Source organism: Streptomyces sp. NBC_00306 (assembly GCF_036169555.1).
GTDB lineage: Bacteria > Actinomycetota > Actinomycetes > Streptomycetales > Streptomycetaceae > Streptomyces > Streptomyces achmelvichensis.
Genome location: NZ_CP108032.1, coordinates 8,397,143 through 8,416,664 on the forward strand (window position 1 = coordinate 8,397,143; position 19,522 = coordinate 8,416,664).

Consider the following 19,522-nt stretch of genomic DNA (forward strand, 5'->3'; position numbering starts at 1 on the left):
AAGCACCCTCCAGGTGAGCAGGCGTATCGGGTTGTACCCGCGTGTCCGCGTCGAGGGCGGTGGCAGTGGGACGGTCTCGCAGGCCGGGGCGGTGCTGCTGGTCGAGACGGTCCGCAAGTGCGGCCTGGACACCGCGATATCGACGGCACTGGCGCCGTGGCGCAAGCCGCGGGCAGTGCACGACCCGGGCAGGATCCTGCTGGATGTCGCGCTCGGCGTCGCTCTGGGCGGGGACTGCCTCGCCGATGTCGCCATGTTGCGGGCCGAGCCCGACGTGTTCGGCCCGGTGGCATCCGATCCCACGGTCTCCCGGCTCATCGACGCCCTCGCCACAGCCGGACCGAAGGCGCTCACCGCGATCCGGTCGGCGCGGGCCGAAGTACGGTCGCGGGTCTGGGAACTGGCCGGGGTGAGAAGTCCGGCCGCCGACGGTCACGTGATCGTGGACATCGACGGCGTGCTTGTCCTTGCGCACTCCGAGAAGCAGGATGCCACCGCGACCTGGAAGAAGACCTTCGGCCATCATCCGCTCGTCGCGTTTGTTGACCACGGCCAGGCCGGTTCCGGAGAGCCGGTGGCCGCGCTGCTGCGGCCCGGCAACGCCGGCTCCAACACCGCGAGCGATCACATCGAAACAGCCCAACTCGCCCTGGCTCAACTCCCCAAGCACCTGCGGCGGGGCCGGAAGACGCTGATCCGCACCGACTCCGCCGGCGGGACCCACGCCTTCCTCGACTGGCTCTCCCGCCGGGGCCGGTGGCTGTCGTATTCCGTCGGAATGACCATCACCGACGCCATCCACCAGGCCGTCCTGAAGATTCCGAAGAAGGCATGGACGCCGGCCTACGACGCCGACGGCACCGAGCGGCCCGGCGCCTGGGTCGCAGAGATCACCGACATCCCTGACCTGAGCACGTGGCCCAAGGGCATGCGGCTCATCGTCCGCAAAGAACGACCGCACCCCGGCGCCCAGTTGCGATTCACCGACCTCGACGGACTACGGCTCACCTGTTTCGCGACCAACACCCAAGGCGGCCAGCTCGCCGACCTGGAACTACGTCACCGCCGCCGGGCCCGCTGCGAGGACCGCATCCGAAACGCCCGCGACACCGGCCTGCGCAACCTGCCCCTGCACGACACCGCCCAGAACCGGATCTGGCTGGAGATCGTCCAGATCGCACTCGACCTCCTCGCCTGGATGCCGATGCTCGCCCTGACTGCAGAAACCCGCCGCTGGGAGCCCAAACGGCTTCGCCTGCGGCTGTTCTCTGCCGCCGCCCAACTGGTCACCACCGGCCGCTGCCGCAGGCTCCGCTTCACCGCCCGATGGCCCTGGACGGATGTGATCACCCGCGCGATCCAGCGACTCGCAGCCCTCCCGAACCCCGGCTGACCAGCGACTCCGACCGTCCCGACGAGCCACAGCAACATCCCGGAGCCGTGGAACCCCGGCGCCCACCCGACGCGACAGCCGGGCCGCCAACCTGCCCCCGCCCACGAAATTCCGCACCTCGCAAGCACAGAGTCCCCGTCAGCGAACCGACGAGGACTCATGAACGATCGAGGTTAGCGTTCTCCACGATAACGGATGCAAGAATGCCGCGCCATGTGACTGCGTGGCGTGAACAGATGAGTCCGATAATTTGAATGAAAAAGCCGACAGGGCGGCTGTCGCGCTCGTTGGTAAGGCCATGGTTCTCGACGAGTGGGGTGGAGTGACGTCCATGTGACTTTATGAAGATAGGGCTATGAGGTTTGCTATTAGGCGACAGGTCATTGCCATGCATCAAGCTGACAGGGGTCCGATCGGGGCATCCCCACGCCATCGGGCGGCAGACTCTGAGTTGCTGTCGGCCCATTAAGGCACGTCACGCGTTGGCCGCCGGGGGATGGGGAAGGGGCAACGGAGAAGGGACAGTGCGCGGTGGTAGTCGGGCGATGACGTAGCACGCAAGGCTCGCGGCTGCGTGAAAGCAGCGTGTGCGGACCTGATGCGAGTTGGGGCGGCCAGGGAATGGGGCGCACACGCAGGCGGTGACCCTCTTGCCGCTAAGTGTGAGGAGTCAGTGCCGAGGAGAGTTGCGTGCGCGAGGTGACGCCCAGCTTGGCGAATACGTTTCCGAGGTGCCATTCGACCGTGCGGGGGCTGATGAATAGTTTGTCGGCGATTTCGCTGTTCGTGTGTCCTGCTTTGACGAGTCGCGCGATCTGTGATTCCTGGCCGGTCAGCTTGGCGTCGGTGCCTATCGTTCGCTTGCGGGCATTCTCCCCGGTTGACTTGAGTTCTCGCTGGGCACGGTCGGCGAAACCGGATGCTCCCATGCTGCTGAATTTGTCATAGGCGAAGTGGAGGTGTGCGCGGCTTTCCTGGCGACGGTTCTCGCGGCGCAACCACTCGCCGTAGAGCAGGTGAGCGCGGGCCAGGTGGACGGTGATCTTGCATCGTCGCAGGTGCTCGATGGCCTTTTGGTAGAGGCCATCCGCAGTCTGTCCAGTGCTCAGCAGTGCGTGAGAGTAGGCTTGTGCGCCGAGTGCCCATTCGGTGCTGCTGGCGTTTGTGCGGTCGGTGAGCTTTTCCAGTGCCGCCGCGGCCGTCTGATGCTGTCCGCTGTGGACGGCAGCCTCGATCAGTTCGATCAGGGCCCATCCGAAGAATCCGAGGTCCTCGTACTGGCATGCGCTCTTCGCGGCTTCCAGTGCAGTGTCGTATTGGCCGGTGCCGTTGTGCAGCAGAGCGGTCGAGTATTTAGCAAGACCGAGGATGCGCCCTTCACCTCGCTCGCGGGCCTCTTTGAGGCTGGATTCAATGAGCTCAAGTGTTTGGGGCTCCTGTGCTCTCCAGGCGCCAAGCACGAGCGACGTGTACAGCATGGGTGGGCTGCTAGTGGCTTCCGAGATTGTTTTCGCCTCCTCGATCTCGGATTCGGCAAGATCGAATTCTCCGGCGTGCACATGGAAGCATGCCTGGTAATTCAACGCGATGGGGAGAACGGAGAGCGCTCCGGCATCGCGGGCGATGTCGACCGCGCCTGCTGCCATCTCGCACCACGCATCGTCGTCCCACAGTTCCGGGGCGAAAGGCTCGGGCGTCAGAGGGCACCCCAGCCACAGCCAGGGACTGTTCTCCAGCACGCCGTCCTTCCGCTCCTGTTGGACGGTGCGCAGCGCATGCCACAAAGCATCGGCGCTGGCCGGGTAACCATCGATGATCAGCGAGGCCATGCTGTGCAGGAGGACGTCCACCGTCCGCGTCGTCTGCGGCGGTAGTTCAGCGCGGGCAGCCGCTGCAACTTCCCGACGCACGGGTTCCTCCATCAGGCGACCGGCGAAGACCACTGCGCCGGCGGCTTCCAGCAGTGTTTCCCGGGCAAGGTCGGGGTCGAGGGGAGCCAGGCGGTTTGCGGCGTCGAGAAGAAGACGGGGAGCGGCACTGCCCCGTATTCGGGAGAACACCAGGCTCGCTCGCAACCGCTCGAGTCGGGCACGCTGGAGGGCGTCCAGAGGACCGGCCTCGGCGGCCGCCAGCATGTCGTAGATGTGATCGGTCCCGCCCGCATCGATCCCGGCCTGTGCTGCGGCGAGCGCACGAGTGACGCGCCGTGCGGGGTCGGATGTCATTTCGGTTGATCGCCGCAGGAACGAGGCTGCTGCCGCAGCGCCGCCCCTGCTCTGAGCCCGGCCGGCCGACTCTTCCAAGTCGGTGGCAATGTTTTCGTCCGGCCACGCAGCGGCGCGTGCGCGGTGCCATGCTCGGCGGTCCGGGTCATGGGGGTCCGTTGCCTGTGCCAGAGCACGGTGGGCCGTCCTGCGATCCTCTGCGGACATCCTTTGGTAAATGGCCGAGCGGACCAGGGGATGGCGGAAGCGAACCCTGGTCCGGAAGTCGACCAGCCCGGCGGCGTCCGCCGGCGCTGCGGCGTCCACCGGTATGTCCTGCAAGCGGGTTGAGCGGAACAACAGGGCAACGTCTCCGGTCGGTTCCGCGGCGGCGGTCTGCAGAAGTCGCTGGCTGTCCGGCGGCAGCGATCGGAACTCCTGATGAAACGCGCTTTCGAGGTAGCACGTCAGCGGGTGGATGCCCGGTAGCCAGAAGCCTCCCGCCAGTTCAGCCGGTGCCAGCGCCTGTGGCAGGTACAACAATGCCATGGGGTTGCCACGTGCTTCCGCAACGATCCGGTCCCGAACCAGCGGATCGAGGCGCACGCGCGCAGCAGCGGCGAGCAAGGCGCGAGCATCGGGTTCACTCAGCCCCTTGACCATCAATTCCGGTAGACCCGACAAATCACGGTTGGCAGGCGCCCGAAGAGCAAAGATCAAAGCTACGGGTTCTGCTTTCAAACGCCTGGCGACGAAGGACAGTACCTCGATGGAGCCCTCGTCGATCCATTGCGCATCGTCGATGAGGCATACCAGTGGGTGGTCCTCGGTGATGCTGGCCAGGAGTCCGAGTACGGCCAGTCCGACCAGGAACCGGTTGGGCGTCGTGCCCTCCCGCAGTCCGAACGCGACAGACAGGGCCTCGCTCTGCGGTTCCGGCAGCTCGTGCAGTCGTCCCATCATGGGCGCGCACACCAGTTGGAGGGTGGCGAACGGAAGTTCCATCTCTGATTCGATGCCCGCGACGCTCACGGTGCGGAATCCCACGGCACGGGCAGTCGCGTAATCCAGCAGAGCGGTCTTGCCGATGCCGGCCTCACCGCGGAGAACCACTACCGCGCTGTTTCCTGCCCGTGCTGTGGCCAGTACGTGATCAAGTGCGGCCAGCTGGTCGTTCCGACCCAAGAGCCCGCCCTGCGATCCGATGGCGAACTTACCCATAGGAAGCGATCTTCCCGGTCTGTTGGTTCGTTCCCTGAGCGTTGATCGCCTGCGGCTATGAGGTGCCTCTAGTCGGCATACGCAACGCGCAATCTGTCTAAATTATCACATTTGGGCGCTGTTGCGAGTGGCGGGCATTGGGGCACTGGACTGCCGCGCCTCATGAGGGCGGTTCCCCTGCCGTGGGCTGACGCGTCCTTTCAGGGAACGCCGCATGCAACCCCGTACGAACCCCGGGTCGAACCCCGGGGGTGAGGCCAGTGCTTCCCCCGGGGCGACGCAGCCACGTGTCGGCAAGAGTGAGGCATTCACAGACCCAGTGCCTCTGCTGTGAGGAGTTCTCCCATGTCTGTCACCTCCGAAAGGACGGCAATCCGGCCGTTCACGGTCGATTTTCCGGAAGCGGACGTCGCTGATCTGCGCAAGCGCATCGCAGCCACGCGCTGGCCGGAGAAGGAAACTGTCGGCGATCAGTCGCAGGGCCCGCAGCTCGCGACTGCTCAGGAAATCGTCCGCTACTGGGGCGAGGACTACGACGTCGGCAGGGTCAAGGCGATGGTGGGTGCCTACCCGAACTTCGTCACCGAGATCGACGGCCTGGACATTCACTTCATCCATGTGCGTTCGTCACATGAGAATGCTCTGCCGATCCTCGTCACGCACGGGTGGCCTGGATCGGTCGTCGAACAGCTGAAGATCATCGGGCCGCTCACCGACCCGACAGCACACGGTGGCAACGCGTCGGACGCCTTCGACGTGGTGATTCCGTCGATGCCGGGCTACGGCTTCTCTGGAAAGCCGACCGCCAAGGGCTGGGGGCCGGACCGTATCGCACGCGCGTGGGCCGAGCTGATGAAGCGCCTCGGCTACACGCGGTATGTGGCGCAGGGCGGCGACTGGGGTGCCGTCGTCACCGACGTCATGGCCCTCCAGGCCCCCGAGGGATTGGTCGGCATCCACACCAACATGCCGGGCGTGGTCCCCCCTGCGATCGACCAGGCGCTCGCGACCAGCCAGCCGCTGCCGGCCGGCCTTCCGGACCTCACCGAGGAGGAGCAGCGCGCAGTCGACCAGCTGACCTACGTCTACGCGCACGTCTTCTACGCGTACATCATGGCTTCACGTCCCCAGACCCTGACCGGCCTCGCGGATTCGCCCGCCTTCCTGGCGACCTTCATGGCCGACCACGACCGAGACAGCCTGGCGATGATCAGCCGGTCGTTCGCCGGCCAGCCCGAAGGTCTGACGCGGGACGACTTCCTCGACAACGTCACGCTCTTCTGGCTGACGAACACCGGCGTCTCCTCCGGCCGTCTCTACGCGGAGAACACGTTCCCCTTCTTCGGCGCCAAGGGAATCACCCTTCCCGTCGCCGTGAGTGTTTTCCCCGAGGAGCTGTACGAGTCCCCTCGGAGTTGGACAGAGCAGGCCTATCCGAACCTCATCCACTACAACCGGCTGCCCAAGGGCGGACACTTCGCGGCTTGGGAACAGCCGGAGTTCTTCGTGAGTGAGCTGCGTACCGGGCTCCGGTCGCTGCGCAACTGACCGCTCACACGGTCAAGGCCGGCCCTGCGGTCGAGTAGGTCGAGTCTGATCTGCTCGACCGCACACCTTCGGGCATTGGTCGGTGCGAATTCCGGGCAAGTGCAGGTGCTGCCGCACCCGATGCAATCGGCGCCCGCTAACGGGAATCAGAGAGGTTTACACGGCTATGAGCAACTCCACGCAGACGGCTTGGCTGGCGGGCGGCTGCTTCTGGGGTATGCAGGACCTTCTTGGGGCGCTTCCGGGTGTCGTCAGCAGTCGAACCGGATACAGCGGAGGTGACACGCCTAAGGCGAGTTACCTCGATCACGGAAACCATGCTGAGTCGGTCGAAGTGGTCTTCGACCCAGTCGCAACTGACTACCGAACGATCCTCGAGTTCTTCTTCCAAATCCATGACCCGACCACGAAGAACAGGCAAGGAGGCGACGTCGGTTCGGAGTACCGATCCGCCGTCTTCTACCACAACGACGAACAGCGACGCGTCGCCGAGGACGTTGTCGCCCATGTCGAGGCATCAGGCCGATGGCCGGGCAAGGTCGTGACTGAGGTCGCCCCGGCCGGCGATTTCTGGGAAGCCGAACCCGAGCACCAGAACCGCCTGGCACGCTACCCGTCCGGCTACACCTGTCACTTCCCCCGCCCGGACTGGCAGCTGCCGAGACGCGCGGGTGCATGACCGGAGCGGACACCGACTCCAGTTCTGTGAGGAATTGAGATTCATGTCGTACGACATCGAGAAGACGGATGAGCAATGGCGCGCGGAGTTGAAGCCTGAGGAGTATCGGGTCCTGCGCCGCGCCCATACCGAGACGCCGTTCACCGGCGAGTACACCGACACGAAGACGGAGGGCGTCTACTCCTGCCGCGCCTGCGGTGCCGAACTCTTCACCTCCAAGGAGAAGTTCGACTCCCGATGCGGCTGGCCCTCCTTCTTCGACCCGAAGGACTCCGACGCCGTCGAGTTGGCCGAAGACCGGTCCTACGGCATGGTGCAGACCGAGGTCCGCTGTGCCCGCTGCGGATCCCACCTCGGGCACGTATTCGAGGGTGAGGGGTTCCCGACGCCGACAGACCAGCGATACTGCATCAACAGCATCTCCCTGCGGCTGAAGCCTGACAGTGGCGCACCCGCCGCTGCATGACTGAGGGCCGAAGCGTCAGACCCGGCGAGGCCCTGAACCCGCCGACGACCAGGATCGTGTGGCCATTGTCTGGTGACTGGCGCGCCCCACGCGGCGGAGAGACCTCTGGCAGGCGGTTGGCCGGCAAACGCTCGATCGGGCACCACGTCCGACGGTAGCCAACCCGCGAGTAGACCCGGAAACTGACCGTCAACACAGAGATCACCACTGCTAGGGCGTTTCGTTTGGATCATCGGGCGGACCAGATGAAGATGCCTGCGACGTGCAGTCCGACCAGGTGGATGGTCGCGGTCTCTTCGTAGCGGGTGGCGATTCCACGCCACTGGTCGGGTCGGTTGATGCAGCGTTCGACGGTGTTGCGTTGTTTGTAGGTCTCGCGGTCAAAGGGGGGGCATGCCGCCCCGGCTGCCTCGGCGTAGACGGTGACCTCGCTGGTCGGCCGGGGCGGGAATGACCGTTTTGATGCCGCGCTTGCGCAGGTGGTCGCGGATGGCACGCGAGCCTTGTCGGCCAGGACGATGTCTGGCCTGTTGCGGGGACGTCCAAGTCGGCGGGGAACACTCTTCGCGATGATCCCGCCATCGGCCGCCCCGCCGGGGTGTCCGGTCCGGCAACAACGGCTCGATCCGCGCCCACTGCGCGCCAGTCAACGGCACACACGGACCAACGATCCGATGATCCGAACGAAACGCCCTGGGCGCGCATGCGTCGAAGTGGGCAGTACTCACCCACGGGAGTATCAAGGCTGCTGATCCCACGAGGCCACCGGCCGAAGGCTGGGTGCGACGCCACATCCGAGGCGTGGTCGAGCTCTGACCCCAGCGGGATCGATCCCAGGCGGCGCTCAGGTTCTGTGACTCGTGTCCAGGGCGATGAGTATGGAGGGCGCCCAGACCCAGCGGGTCCGAGCAGACTTCTGTCGGAAGACTCTCCCGGGTCTGTTTTCCGCCGCCGGGATCTGCAGAAGCGAGGGTCCGGGTAGGCACTGGGCGCGCTTGTCGAAGCGGGGACACGGGCCGGAAGCCGCCGCATTGCACGTCCGATCTACCTCCTTGCCGCGCTTGTAGACAAACTTGTCTTCGACCGCCGGTGCCGTGGCATCGCAACCGTCTACTTCTGAGCTAGAGCCCCGCCGAGCGGGTCTTCCGAACGCAAAAAGTCGCGCCCCGGGGCAGCGCCGTTACATTTACCACACTCTAATCGCATGAGATTTACTTGTATGCGAGGCTTTTCCTGCGTAAGTTATTGAAGGTTGCCTTGGGGCTTACCCCTTGCCAGCCCTGCACCCGGCCATGAAGCGCAGCAGTGCCGGTCGTTGCCCCCTTCACGCCCAGGCCTTTCCTCGCTCTGGCCCCCCATCAAAATGGGAGCATGTAAGTGATCAGTAGTGACTTCGCCAAACGTGGCGCGGCCGACCTCTTGATCGGTCGGGAGTACGACCTCGATCAAATTCGCGGCCTTCTGAGCACGGGGGCGACCGGCGGCGCTCTGCTGCTCTCTGGTGACCCTGGCGTCGGAAAGACCGCGGTGATGGATGCCGTTGCGCAGGCGGCTCTGGAGGAAGGCGCCCAGGTTCTCCGCGTGGCCGGGGTGGAGTTCGAATCGAGCTGCAGCTACTCGGGGCTCAACCAGGTCCTCTTCCCCTTCCAGGAGACAGTCGAAGAACTTGAGGCGCCCTTCCGTGACGCCTTGCGCGTCGCGCTCGGTTTCCAGAGCGGCTCAGCGCCGGAGCGGCTGATGGTCTCCAACGCCGTGCTGGTCCTGCTGCGGAAGATCGCAGCAGGAAACCCGCTCCTTTTGGTCGTCGACGACCTCCCTTGGATCGATCGGGCGAGTGCGGCCGTGCTGGGCTTCGTGGCCCGGCGGTCGGCCAGCATTCGTGTCAGCTTCCTCGCCGCCTGTCGCACCGGTACACAGAGCCTGCACGACTGCGGCACCCTGCCGGAGTACTGGTTGCGGCCGCTGAACGCCCAGGCAGCAACACGCTTGGTCGATGAGACGTACCCGAATCTCGTGCCGAGCGCCCGCCAGCGCCTGCTGTCCGCGGCGTGCGGAAACCCGCTCGCTCTGCTCGAGCTGCCGTCCGCGCTGCCCGCAGGACGGGATACGCCTCTCGACGCTGCCTCGTCCGCAGTGCCGCTCAGCCAGCGCCTGGAGGCGGTCTTCGGTTCACGGATCACCGATCTCCCCGCGCCGTCGCAGCGTCTCGTCCTGCTCGCCGCATTGGAAGGCGTCGGCGATCTTGGAGTCTTGCAGGCAGCGTCACGGCAGGCAGACGAGGGGTACGACCTGGACGACCTCGCGCCTGCCGAGCGGGACCACCTCGTCCACATCGATGAACAGGCACGCCGGCTGCGCTTTCGCCACCCGCTCATCCGCTCAACGGTGATTGCGAACTCCACCAGCAGCGAACGACGTGCGGTGCACTCCGTGCTGGCGCAAGTCCTGGTGGACCAGCCCGAGCGCCAAGCCTGGCACCTGGGTGAGGCAACGCTGGAACCCGACGAGCACGTCGCCACCCTCCTCGAGAAGGCTGCCCACATCACCCTGCGTCGCGGCGACGCCGTTGGCGGCATGCGCACGCTCATCCGTTCTGCAGACCTGACACCGCGCGCCACCGACCGCAGCCGCCGGCTCGCGGAAGCCGCCTACGTAGGCGCCGAGTCCACCGGCTCACTCACCAGCGCCCAGAAACTCATAGACGACGCCAGGAACACAGCTGAGGCCTCGCAGGGCTCCCTGCATGCTGCAGCAGCCACCGCTGTCCTCATCCTGAACGGCGACGGAGACGTCGACACGGCCCACCGTCTACTGGTCGGCGCTATTGACACCGGGACCCACGCATACGACGCCAACAACAAGACCCTCGTCGACGCCCTCCACACCCTTGCACTGGTCTGCTTCTTCGGCGCCCGCACAGCTTTGTGGGAGCCCTACTACCAAGCCCTGGGCAAGCTGACACCACGGGCGCCGCTCATGCTGTCCGCTTTGGGCAAGACGTTCTCCGACCCTGCGCGCACCGGCGCCGCAGCTTCCAGGGAGCTCGACGAGCTCGTCGCGGAACTGACTGACGTGACCGACCCCGTTCACATCACCCGGACCGGCACAGCAGCCCTCTACCTCGACCGCCTAGGAGACATCCGCGAAGCGGCATGGCGCGTCGTTCGCATGGGACGCGATGGCGGCCCAGCCCGCCGGTACCTGTCCGGACTGATCCACCTCTGCCTGGACGACTACCTCACCGGAAACTGGGACGAGGCTGCGCAACTTGCTGATGAGGGCCTCGAGCTCTGCGAAACACACGGCTATCGCGCCTTCGCCTGGTACTTCCAGTACGTCCAGGCCATCCTCAAGGCCGCACGTGGGCAAGACACCGAAGCCGAAGCAACGGCCGAGCAGATCATTCGCTGGGCCATGCCCCGAGGAGCGAACTGCGCCGCCCACTATGGACATCACGCTGCCGCCGTGGCACGGCTGGGACGCGGTGACTTCGCCGGCGCCTACGACCGCGCGAACACCATCAGCCCGGCCGGGAGCCTCGCCTCACACGTCCCACACGCCCTGTGGGTGACGTTCGATTTGGTGGAAGCTGCCGTCCGCACCAACAGGCGCGAAGAAGCGGCCCGACACGTCCACGCGATGCGGGAGGCCAACGTGGCCGACGTTTCCTCACGGCACGCCCTGCTGACAGATGCCTGCGATGCCATGGCCACCACAGATGACGAAGCGGCCCTGAACCTGTTCACACATGCCCTGGCCATCCCAGGCGCGGATCGCTGGCCGTTCGACTTCGCGCGTGTCCAGTTGGCATACGGCGAGCGGCTCAGGCGCGCACGGGCGACCACAGAATCCAGAGGGCCGCTCAGCGCCGCGCTGTCCACCTTCGAATACCTGAAGGCTCGGCCCTGGGCAGAACGCGCCGAAGCGGAACTGCGGGCCGCCGGTGCGAGCAAACCGCGCCAGGGAACACCGAAGGCGCATACCCTCACCCCCCAAGAGCTGGAGATCGCGCGGTTGGCAGCCACCGGCCTGACCAACAAACAGATCGGGGAGCGTCTCTTCCTTTCACACAGGACCATTGGCGCCCACCTCTACCAGATCTATCCGAAACTGGGCATCACTTCTCGTTCCATGCTGCGCGACGCTTTGGAACCCTGAGCTCTGTCGTGCCGGCCAACTGGCGCCCAGGCCGCCGCCACCACGCCCGGCGCGACGGCAGCTGCCGCGCGTGGCCAACACGTCGGCTCAGTGAACTATCAACATCTAGAGCGTAAGCACGAGGCCGCTGAGCACTTCGCCATCGCCAGCCCGGTTGTCGGGCCCCGGATCAAAAAGCTGCTCCGCCCGCCGATCCGACGGGTGCTGCACGTGCAGCCACCGTGCTCGGGTCCCTCGCCGTCGCTCCGGAGACTCGTAGGCACCGGTCCCCTCGCTGCCGTACAGCCGCAGGGCAGGATGCAGCCCAGTCAGCTGACAGATGACTGAGACCGACCCGACAGCCCAGCATGGAGCGGCCTACGACATTTCGAACGAAGGGAACTGCGATGTCCACGCAACAACCGAGCTGGTGTGACCACAGACAACCTCCGTGCAGCATGCGCTCGCTGAGCTTGACCATTCACACGATCCCTGAGCCGAAAATCCGTGTGCCGCTGAAGGCGGAATTTCACTACGCGGTGGCCGATCCGCTCACGGTGCTGGTGGAACTGCGTGCGTCACCGTCGGATGTCGTCAGCTGGGTCATCTCACGAGACCTGCTCTTCGACGGCACCACTGAGCCCAGCGGGCTGGGAGATGTCCGGCTGTGGCCGTCGGGGTCTGGGACGCGGCGGGTGATGTACATGAAGCTGGAAGCGCACGGCACGTCCTGCCTGCTCGAGATGGATCCGGAACCGCTGGAGAAATGGCTCCTGGAGACCTTCGCTCTCGTTCACCCCGGCACGGAACTGTGCGACGTGGATTGGCACGCTGTCACGGCCGGCCTCATGAGCGACTGAACCTCGCAGAGAGCCGGCCTGGAGCGAGTTCGCCGCCGGTTCCTCTGCATTGCGCCTCGCCCACGACGCCGTTGTGCAGGTGGCCACCAAATGTCCTGGGAGAGGGACGCTGGCCACTGGGGCGGCAGTCATCGTGGTTGTCCCCGGGCCCGTGCAAGCGGAGGGGTGCAGCGCCCGCGTGTCCGCACACCCCCTCCTGCAAACTGCCGTCGCGGATGCTGCGATAGGTCTACAGACGTCGTGCGGGAAGCAGAGTTCTGCCCTGCGGCAGAGCAGAGCATCGGCGATGATCCGCTCGTTGATGCGGGTGGCGCGGGACGGAGCCCGAAACTGGGACTGTCAATCGCCGTACCTGGCCCACACTTCATACAACTTTGCCTGCGTGATGATCCTTTCGGTTCTCTCCGCTTCCAGTTCAACATGCGCCCCTTGGACTGCCGACAAGATCGTCGCTACCGGGCCACGCACTTCACGGGGCGAACCCTGTTGCCCCTCTCGGCGGATCCCGATGAAGCCGGCCAGAGTCGCAAGGACTGGCTCTGAGGCACTCCACCGCTCCACCGCCTCACGTCGAGCGGGCGAGTCCACGAGTACGAGCTCACGCCTCCTGAAGGGGTGCTTCCGAGGACGTTGGCGGATGGCCAGTCCGTCCGCTTCGAGGGCTGCCGTGTAAGCCGCTGCCAACGTGTCCTCCCTGCTCGACAGCCAGTCACTCACCAACTGATAGGGCCTCGTCAGTTCCAGTGAGGTGGCAGCCTCCCACAAGAAGCGATCAGGCGGCACCGGCTGCCAACCCGGCACGACGTGCCTTTTGTCCAGGCCAATCGCCCCAGCCTCGAGTAGGTCCACCAGCTGGGCACCGGCCAGCGAAAGCGACAGATCAGCTGGATGTACGGGGTGTCCGGGCGCTACCTCTATGGTGATCATCAAGAGGTTCTTCGGTGTAGTCATGAAGGCGTCATCTCAAGATTGCTTGCGTTCGCGTCAGATTTGTCGCGCGTCGACGAGTCGGTGTACACCGCGAGCTGCTCTGCGTGTGTCACGCAAGAGCCTGACGAGGTGTGGTCTGACCAAAGGAGCAGGAGCCGGGTTTGCAGCCTCGTTCTGTAGTCGCCGGCGACATCTGCGCGCCTGCAGCATGCAGTAGGCATCGCGATGGATTCGGGACCGGGAAGGTCAGGGCCTGGTGCCGAATGACTGCCTCAGCGTGCTGACGATCTGAGTGACAGCGCCGCGGGCCGCCGTGGTCGACGACAGCGCATTCAGCACCGCGAAGTCGTGTATGGCCCCGCGATACCTGGTTGCGGCGACCTCGACGCCGGCAGCACGCAGCTTCGCTGCGTAGGCCTCCCCTTCGTCCCGCATGACGTCAGCCTCTGCCGTGATGACGAGAGCTGGCGGCAGTCCACGCAGTTGCTGTTCAGAGGCTTTCAGCGGGCTGGCGGTGGGCTCCGCACGCTGCGTTTCATCGGTTGTGTACTGAGCCCAGAACCACTGGGCAGTATCACGGGGCAGCGAGTAGCCCTGGGCGAACTGCCGGTAGGAATGGGTGTCAAAAGCGGCGTTCATGACGGGGTAGAGTAGTACCTGAAACGTGAACGAGACGTTCTTGCGTTGTTGGGCCAGCAGCGTGAGGGCGGCACTCATATTGCCGCCCACCGAGTCACCGGCGACAGCCAGTCGTGTGCCGTCGATTCCGTGTTCAGCTCCCTGCGTCGCTATCCACCGGGCCACGGCGTAGCATTCCTCCAGCGCTGTGGGGTAACGCGCTTCCGGTGACAACGTGTACTCGGGGAAGACCACTGTGGCTTGCGTACCTACTACCAGTTCTCGCACCAGCCGATCATGTGTTCGCGCACTGCCAAGAACCCACCCGCCTCCGTGGATGTACAAGACTGCGGGCAAACGGCCGCTCGCTCCCTTGGGTCGTAGGATGCGCACTGCGACACTGCCCTTCGGTCCACCAGAGACCGCCACCCATTTCTCGTCGACCTCAGGCATTTCGTGATCTCCGGACTGCTCCTCCTCAAGGGCCTTACGGCCCTGCGCTGGCCCCAGATCAACGAGGAACGGTGGAGAAGCCGTCGCCTCGGCAAACGCCCGGGCCGCAGGCTCGAGAACCGGTTCTGGCGGAGCAGTCACATCGTTGGACATTGCACGCTCCTTGACGGGCGAGGGGCCGTGCCGAAGCACGGAAGTTCCATGGCATGCAGGTCGCACCTGGTCATGGCGAGGGATGTCGACCTTTGGGTCGCAACTACTTGTGATGCAACTCCAGTTTGTACTTCCGCGCATCGGTCATGTGACTGTGGGCTTGCGGCGCATGTAGTCCGATGAATGGCAGTGGCCTAAACCTGCGCTCCTCGTTGATTGATTCGAACTGCGCGTGCGGTGCTGAAGTGCTGCCGGGGATCGCATAAAGTTCGAACCATCCAGGGCCGATCCGCCTGGGATGCGCCAGTCAGCCGCCCTCCACCACCGGGGCAAGCGTGCGCGCACAGTGCATTGTGCGTAGGCTGCGTGGCCTGCGTGCGGGAGGCGCGGCCTATTGCGGGCGTCTCGTTGACGAACAGTGCGAAACAAAGGCCTCGCTCGAAGGGCCGTACCCCGACATGGCGACTGTACCGGCCCACCACGACACAAGAGTGGGATCGGGCCATTCATCGCAACTTCGCCTGAATCGGTCCGGGCAATAGCTATCGAACTCGCCTTGCGCGCAGAGCGGGTAACCATCACATGCCCTCTGGCGTGTCTTCACCTCGACTTCGATCCTCGTCCCTGCATAATCCCTGACCTTGCCGGGCTTCCCTGGGCTCTGAACTGGGGTGCACGCCCCCGAGCGGCTTTGGCCCACCCGGGTCGTCCCATGCATCTCGTTCGCGAGTCGTCGATCGGCAGGGGGGATCGGGCGTCGGCGTCCTCTCTGACGGCATATATGGCTGTCACTTGGAATGGCGTCTTTGATCATGGGCCGGCGCGGTGGTGCGTCCGACACGGTGATGGGACGCCTAAGAAGCCATCTCATTTGGGTGACTCGGTAGTCTGTGAGTCATGGTGGGGATCGTTGAGCGGTTGGTGCCGGACGAGTTGTGGGAGTTGTTCCAGCGGGTGGTACCGGAGGCGCCGTCGCGGCCGCAGGGCGGTGGTCGGCGTCGGCACGGCGACCGGGAAGTGCTGGCGGCGATCGTCTTCGTGGCGACATCGGGTTGCACCTGGCAGCAGCTGCCTTCGGCGTCGTTCGGCCCGTCCGGAGCGACCGCCCACCGGCGGTTTGCGGAGTGGTCCAAGGCCAGGGTGTGGGCCAAACTCCACCGCCTGGTCCTCGACGAACTCGGTGCCCGCGGCGAGCTGGACTGGTCGAGGTGCGCGATCGACTCGGTGAACATGCGGGCCCTGAAAAGGGGGACCTGACAGGTCCGAATCCTGTCGACCGGGGCAAGTACGGCTCGAAGATCCACCTGATCACGGAACGATCGGGTCTGCCCATATCCGTCGGCATTTCCGGGGCCAATCTGCACGACAGCCAGGCCCTGATCCCGCTCGTGAAGGGCATCCCGCCCATCCGCTCGCGCCGCGGCCGGCGACGGCGCAAGCCCGCCAAACTCCACGCCGACAAGGGCTACGACTACGCCCACCTGCGGAAATGGTTACGCACGCGCGGCATCACCCACCGCATCGCCCGCAAGGGAGTCGAGTCCTCACAACGGCTGGGCCGCCATCGCTGGACCGTGGAACGCACCATGGCCTGGCTCGCCGGCTGCCGCCGCCTCCACCGACGCTACGAACGCAAAGCCGACCACTTCCTCGCCTTCACCAGCATCGCCTGCACCCTCATCTGCTACCGCAGACTCGCCAAATGAGATGGCGTCTAAGGCTGTCCTTGATATGACGGAGTTCCTGCCCGACAACAGCGCGCCCCACGTGTGCGGTGCGTTGCTTGCATCCGCACGCCGCCGCGCAGGTCGCAAGCCGCCTTTGGGCATCCCGCCCGTGGCAGCCACGACGGCTCGGAATGCAGCCCGGTAGTCGTCCGCGGACGACAAATACGCCGACCGTGCCACCCGGAGCAGCCGGATCTCATCGAAGCGGGCAGTCGGTGAGCCTGACTCGGGAGCCTGACGGAACACTGGCCCGGTAGGTGTCCACACGACGCGGAGCGGCCGAGCAACTGCGTACTCAGTCACTCGGCCGCTCCGTCGGACACACGCCCCCGTATTCAGTGGTGCAGGTTCTAGCGGACCGAACGGAGACCAGTACGGACCTCGTTGACGAGGAGCTCCGGCTGCTCCCAGGCCGCGAAGTGACCGCCCTTGGGCAGCCTGTTGTAGTGGACCAGGTTCGGGTAAGCCTGCTCGGCCCAGGTCTTCGGGGCCGGGTACAGCTCGTCAGGGAAGACGCTGACGGCTACCGGGATCTTGACGCCGTTGACGCCGAAGAAGGGAGTCTTGTTCTCCGCGTAGAGGCGGGCCGAGGAAATGCCGGTGTTCGTCAGCCAGAAGAGCGTGATGTTGTCCAGGACGTCGTCACGCGTCAAGCCCTCCGGCACGCCGTCGAAGGACCGGGTGATCAGTTCCAGGCTGGCAGCGTCGTGGTCGATCAGGAAGGCCGCCAGACCGACCGGCGAGTCAGCGATCCCAGCCAGGGCCTGCGGACGGTCGCCCATGATGTAGGCGTAGAAGACGTGCGAGTACACGCTCTTCAGGTGCGCGACGGTGTCCTTCTCGTCCTCAGTCAGGGGCGGGGTGCCGTCCGGGAGCGGCTGCCCCGCGGCAAGCGCGGCGTCGATCGCGGAAGGGACCACGCCGGCCATGTTGGTGTGGATCGCGACCAGGCCCTCAGGTGCCTGCGCACCCATGAGGTCAGTGATGATCGCGCCCCAGTCGCCACCCTGCGCTGCGTAACGGGTGTATCCGAGACGTCCCATCAGCTCGGCCCAGGCGCGTGCGACCCTCTTGGGGCCCCAGCCGGTTGCCGTCGGCTTTCCGGAGAATCCGTAGCCGGGGATCGAGGGGATCACCACGTGGAAGGCGTCCGACGCATCACCGCCGTGCTCTGTGGGGTTGACCAGCGGCTCGATGAGCTTCAGCTGCTCGATGACCGAGCCGGGCCAGCCGTGGGTGATGATGAGCGGCAGCGCGTTCTCGTGCTTGGAGCGGACGTGAATGAAGTGGATGTCCAGCCCGTCTATCTCCGTAATGAAGTTGGGGTGGGCGTTCACATTCGTCTGGACCCTGTTGAAGTCGTACTCCTCGCCCCAGTAGCGGATGAGTTCCTTCAGAGTCGCGAGCTGCGGCCCCTGTGACCGGTCGGAAACCGTCTCCTTCTCGGCGAAGCGCGTAGCAGCGATTCGCATGCGCAGATCGGCGACCTCAGCATCGGTGAACTGTGCGGTGAACGGTCGGATCGCAGGCGCAGACATGATGGACTCCTTGTTGGTCAATGTACGGGCGGGCCGAAGTGCCATGGGAGTGGCTGGGTACGGCTCCGCGAAGGGGAGGCACGGGAGGTGAGGCATCCCCCGCCACAGGAGCTGGTTCGTTAACCGTTCCTGTTTCCCGGTGCCATTTCATGGTGGAGTGCCGCGGTCGCCTGCGTAATCCGCTAGGTGACTTAAGCCATCAAGGGCCGGCTCAGTCAGGCGTAGGCAACTTGACCGGACCACCTGCGGGCCGTGCACCCCGACCGCTGCCATCCGACGGCCCGGCGCGTGACCTCCGTATCTGGTGCGGCCGGCACGACGGCTCTGCGTCCGGTCGCCTCAGCAGCGCGCCACTGGGGCACCGCTCCCAAGCCGACGCCTTCGTTCCACATCGCCTTGCGTGATGCGGCGGTTACCCTCGATGACTCCGCCCGGCGGAAACCACCGCTGAGTGGATCTCAAGCCCCCTCCGGGGCACTCAGGAGCGCCAGGCCGAGGGGAGTGAGGCTATGGGACACGGTGTTGTGGTGGCGCAGCGATCGGATCAGCCCTGCCGCGCGAAGAACGGTCGCGTGTTCACTAGCACTCGCGGGTGCGATCGCTGCATGCGCGGCAAGTTCCCCGGTACTGCAGCCTTGATGGTCCGCGATGGCGGTGAGCACCCTCGCACGCGTGCGGCCCACCAACATTGATACATGCGCGGGGCAGCCGCGGCCGGGCTTGAAGCCGTGGCTGGCTGCTTCGAGGGGCGACAGGTCCTGGCAGACGGGATAGCTCACAGCTACCGGATTGCCGTGGGTGAGGACGGGGCGTCTGGAGAACATTGTGGGAACAAGCAGCAGACCCTGTCCTTCCAGCTGAAGGTCGCCCTCTGCTCCGCTCATCAGTCGGACCTCCAGGACCGGAGGGTTCCATCTCATCCACCTAGGATTGGCTCGGGAGAGAAGCTGCTCCACACCACCGGTGAGCTGCTGCTGCAAGCGCAAGCCCCGGTCGGCTGCCAGATGTTCGGTGAACTGATTCCAGTGCGGTGCCAGCAGCTCCGCATGGAGGTGCCGCAGCCCGGTGCAGAGCGCCGTGAGCAAAGATGCATTGTGGGCTACGTCGCGAGACCAGCCGGGGAGTGCAGGATTACGCATTGCCGTTTCCCGCATATTCGCCGTGATGCTGTCGCGCGGTGTAGTGCGCACCTGCTCCAACAACTCATCGACCGGTCCCGCTTTAGCCGGACTGAGGAATCCTGGCGAGCGACCTACCGCTGGCATAAGGGCCAGAGCCATGCGAGCTTCCACAGACAATTGAGCGCGGGCGCGCCGCCGCCATGCCTCAAAACGGGCGGGCTGACTGCGGCTTTGTAGAGCTCGAACTGCAAGTTCCAACTCGTGCAGAGGCATCGGCGCTTCTGCCACGCGTGTACGGGCCAGATCCTGAACGGTGAAGTGAATGCGGATGGCCATGGCGGTGTTGGTGGATCCTTTTGAAAATTCGTTCTTCAGGGCAGCTCGAGCCGATCACCGTCTTGGCGTCATAGGGTGATGGTGATCCGCGTGCTGTTTCGCTGGCCCTGGTGAAGCGAGGCGAGTGCGGGGTGGACT

Annotated in this window: 12 protein-coding genes and 1 pseudogene; 7 read left to right on the forward strand and 6 right to left on the reverse strand. The window is 65.3% G+C overall.

Going from position 1 to position 19,522, the window contains the following annotated elements; genetic code table 11:
- Nucleotides 1-13 precede the first annotated feature (13 nt).
- The gene (locus OHA05_RS37710) at nucleotides 14-1,393 is read left to right on the forward strand and encodes an IS1380 family transposase (RefSeq protein WP_328863223.1); all 1,380 of its coding nucleotides are present in this window, start codon (nucleotides 14-16) and stop codon (nucleotides 1,391-1,393) included.
- A 656-nt stretch (nucleotides 1,394-2,049) separates the two neighbouring features.
- On the opposite strand, the gene OHA05_RS37715 is transcribed toward OHA05_RS37710, so the two are convergent.
- Nucleotides 2,050-4,818: a helix-turn-helix transcriptional regulator gene (locus OHA05_RS37715; protein WP_328863224.1), complete on the reverse strand. Its 2,769-nt coding sequence runs from the start codon at nucleotides 4,816-4,818 to the stop codon at nucleotides 2,050-2,052.
- 345 nt (nucleotides 4,819-5,163) lie between these two features.
- Here OHA05_RS37715 and OHA05_RS37720 point away from each other — a divergent pair, with 345 nt between their 5' ends.
- The 3 genes from OHA05_RS37720 to msrB all read left to right on the forward strand — a co-directional run bounded on the left by OHA05_RS37720 (nucleotide 5,164) and on the right by msrB (nucleotide 7,511).
- On the forward strand, nucleotides 5,164-6,366 hold the full coding sequence (locus OHA05_RS37720; protein WP_328863225.1) for an epoxide hydrolase family protein: 1,203 nt from the start codon (nucleotides 5,164-5,166) through the stop codon (nucleotides 6,364-6,366).
- 166 nt (nucleotides 6,367-6,532) lie between these two features.
- Entirely contained in the window at nucleotides 6,533-7,045 is a 513-nt protein-coding gene (gene msrA / locus OHA05_RS37725; RefSeq protein ID WP_328863226.1) for a peptide-methionine (S)-S-oxide reductase MsrA, read from the forward strand.
- 43 nt (nucleotides 7,046-7,088) lie between these two features.
- Nucleotides 7,089-7,511 carry a peptide-methionine (R)-S-oxide reductase MsrB gene (msrB, locus tag OHA05_RS37730; protein WP_328863227.1) on the forward strand — a complete coding sequence of 141 codons (423 nt, stop codon included), beginning with the start codon at nucleotides 7,089-7,091 and terminating at the stop codon, nucleotides 7,509-7,511.
- A gap of 229 nt (nucleotides 7,512-7,740) precedes the next feature.
- Here msrB and OHA05_RS37735 read toward each other — a convergent pair.
- Nucleotides 7,741-8,070 (reverse strand): annotated as a pseudogene (locus tag OHA05_RS37735) (IS5/IS1182 family transposase); the annotation flags it as partial.
- 818 nt (nucleotides 8,071-8,888) lie between these two features.
- On the opposite strand from OHA05_RS37735, the gene OHA05_RS37740 reads away from it, so the two are divergent.
- Together OHA05_RS37740 and OHA05_RS37745 are read left to right on the forward strand one after the other, a co-directional pair.
- On the forward strand, nucleotides 8,889-11,669 hold the full coding sequence (locus tag OHA05_RS37740) for a helix-turn-helix transcriptional regulator (RefSeq protein WP_328863228.1): 2,781 nt from the start codon (nucleotides 8,889-8,891) through the stop codon (nucleotides 11,667-11,669).
- A gap of 437 nt (nucleotides 11,670-12,106) precedes the next feature.
- Nucleotides 12,107-12,508: an SsgA family sporulation/cell division regulator gene (locus tag OHA05_RS37745; RefSeq protein ID WP_328863229.1), complete on the forward strand. Its 402-nt coding sequence runs from the start codon at nucleotides 12,107-12,109 to the stop codon at nucleotides 12,506-12,508.
- 339 nt (nucleotides 12,509-12,847) lie between these two features.
- Here OHA05_RS37745 and OHA05_RS37750 read toward each other — a convergent pair whose 3' ends face one another.
- Together OHA05_RS37750 and OHA05_RS37755 are read right to left on the reverse strand one after the other, a co-directional pair.
- The gene (locus OHA05_RS37750) at nucleotides 12,848-13,459 is read right to left on the reverse strand and encodes a GPP34 family phosphoprotein (RefSeq protein WP_328863230.1); all 612 of its coding nucleotides are present in this window, start codon (nucleotides 13,457-13,459) and stop codon (nucleotides 12,848-12,850) included.
- A gap of 225 nt (nucleotides 13,460-13,684) precedes the next feature.
- A complete protein-coding gene (locus OHA05_RS37755; RefSeq protein WP_328863231.1) occupies nucleotides 13,685-14,662 on the reverse strand; it encodes an alpha/beta hydrolase in 978 nt (325 codons plus the stop codon).
- A gap of 897 nt (nucleotides 14,663-15,559) precedes the next feature.
- Between OHA05_RS37755 and OHA05_RS37760 the strand changes: the two genes are divergently transcribed.
- Nucleotides 15,560-16,368, forward strand: a protein-coding gene (locus OHA05_RS37760; protein WP_443043805.1) for an IS5 family transposase whose coding sequence is annotated in 2 segments (ribosomal slippage) — nucleotides 15,560-15,908 and nucleotides 15,908-16,368 — 810 coding nt in all. Because the reading frame shifts where the segments join, the coding sequence is not laid out codon by codon here.
- Between the two features lie 371 nt (nucleotides 16,369-16,739).
- Here the strand turns inward: OHA05_RS37760 and OHA05_RS37765 are convergent.
- Together OHA05_RS37765 and OHA05_RS37770 are read right to left on the reverse strand one after the other, a co-directional pair.
- Nucleotides 16,740-17,927, reverse strand: coding sequence for an epoxide hydrolase family protein (locus OHA05_RS37765; protein WP_328863232.1), 1,188 nt, complete (start codon nucleotides 17,925-17,927; stop codon nucleotides 16,740-16,742).
- Between the two features lie 458 nt (nucleotides 17,928-18,385).
- The gene (locus OHA05_RS37770) at nucleotides 18,386-19,384 is read right to left on the reverse strand and encodes a helix-turn-helix domain-containing protein (RefSeq protein WP_328863233.1); all 999 of its coding nucleotides are present in this window, start codon (nucleotides 19,382-19,384) and stop codon (nucleotides 18,386-18,388) included.
- Nucleotides 19,385-19,522 lie beyond the last annotated feature (138 nt).

What these genes read in the sequence shown, in the direction of transcription:
- OHA05_RS37715 (WP_328863224.1), bottom strand. Translation starts at nt 4,818, where the DNA reads ATGGGTAAGTTCGCCATCGGATCGCAGGGCGGGCTCTTGGGTCGGAAC.
- OHA05_RS37720 (WP_328863225.1), top strand. Translation starts at nt 5,164, where the DNA reads ATGTCTGTCACCTCCGAAAGGACGGCAATCCGGCCGTTCACGGTCGAT.
- msrA (WP_328863226.1), top strand. Translation starts at nt 6,533, where the DNA reads ATGAGCAACTCCACGCAGACGGCTTGGCTGGCGGGCGGCTGCTTCTGG.
- msrB (WP_328863227.1), top strand. Translation starts at nt 7,089, where the DNA reads ATGTCGTACGACATCGAGAAGACGGATGAGCAATGGCGCGCGGAGTTG.
- OHA05_RS37745 (WP_328863229.1), top strand. Translation starts at nt 12,107, where the DNA reads ATGCGCTCGCTGAGCTTGACCATTCACACGATCCCTGAGCCGAAAATC.
- OHA05_RS37750 (WP_328863230.1), bottom strand. Translation starts at nt 13,459, where the DNA reads ATGACTACACCGAAGAACCTCTTGATGATCACCATAGAGGTAGCGCCC.
- OHA05_RS37755 (WP_328863231.1), bottom strand. Translation starts at nt 14,662, where the DNA reads ATGTCCAACGATGTGACTGCTCCGCCAGAACCGGTTCTCGAGCCTGCG.
- OHA05_RS37765 (WP_328863232.1), bottom strand. Translation starts at nt 17,927, where the DNA reads ATGTCTGCGCCTGCGATCCGACCGTTCACCGCACAGTTCACCGATGCT.
- OHA05_RS37770 (WP_328863233.1), bottom strand. Translation starts at nt 19,384, where the DNA reads ATGGCCATCCGCATTCACTTCACCGTTCAGGATCTGGCCCGTACACGC.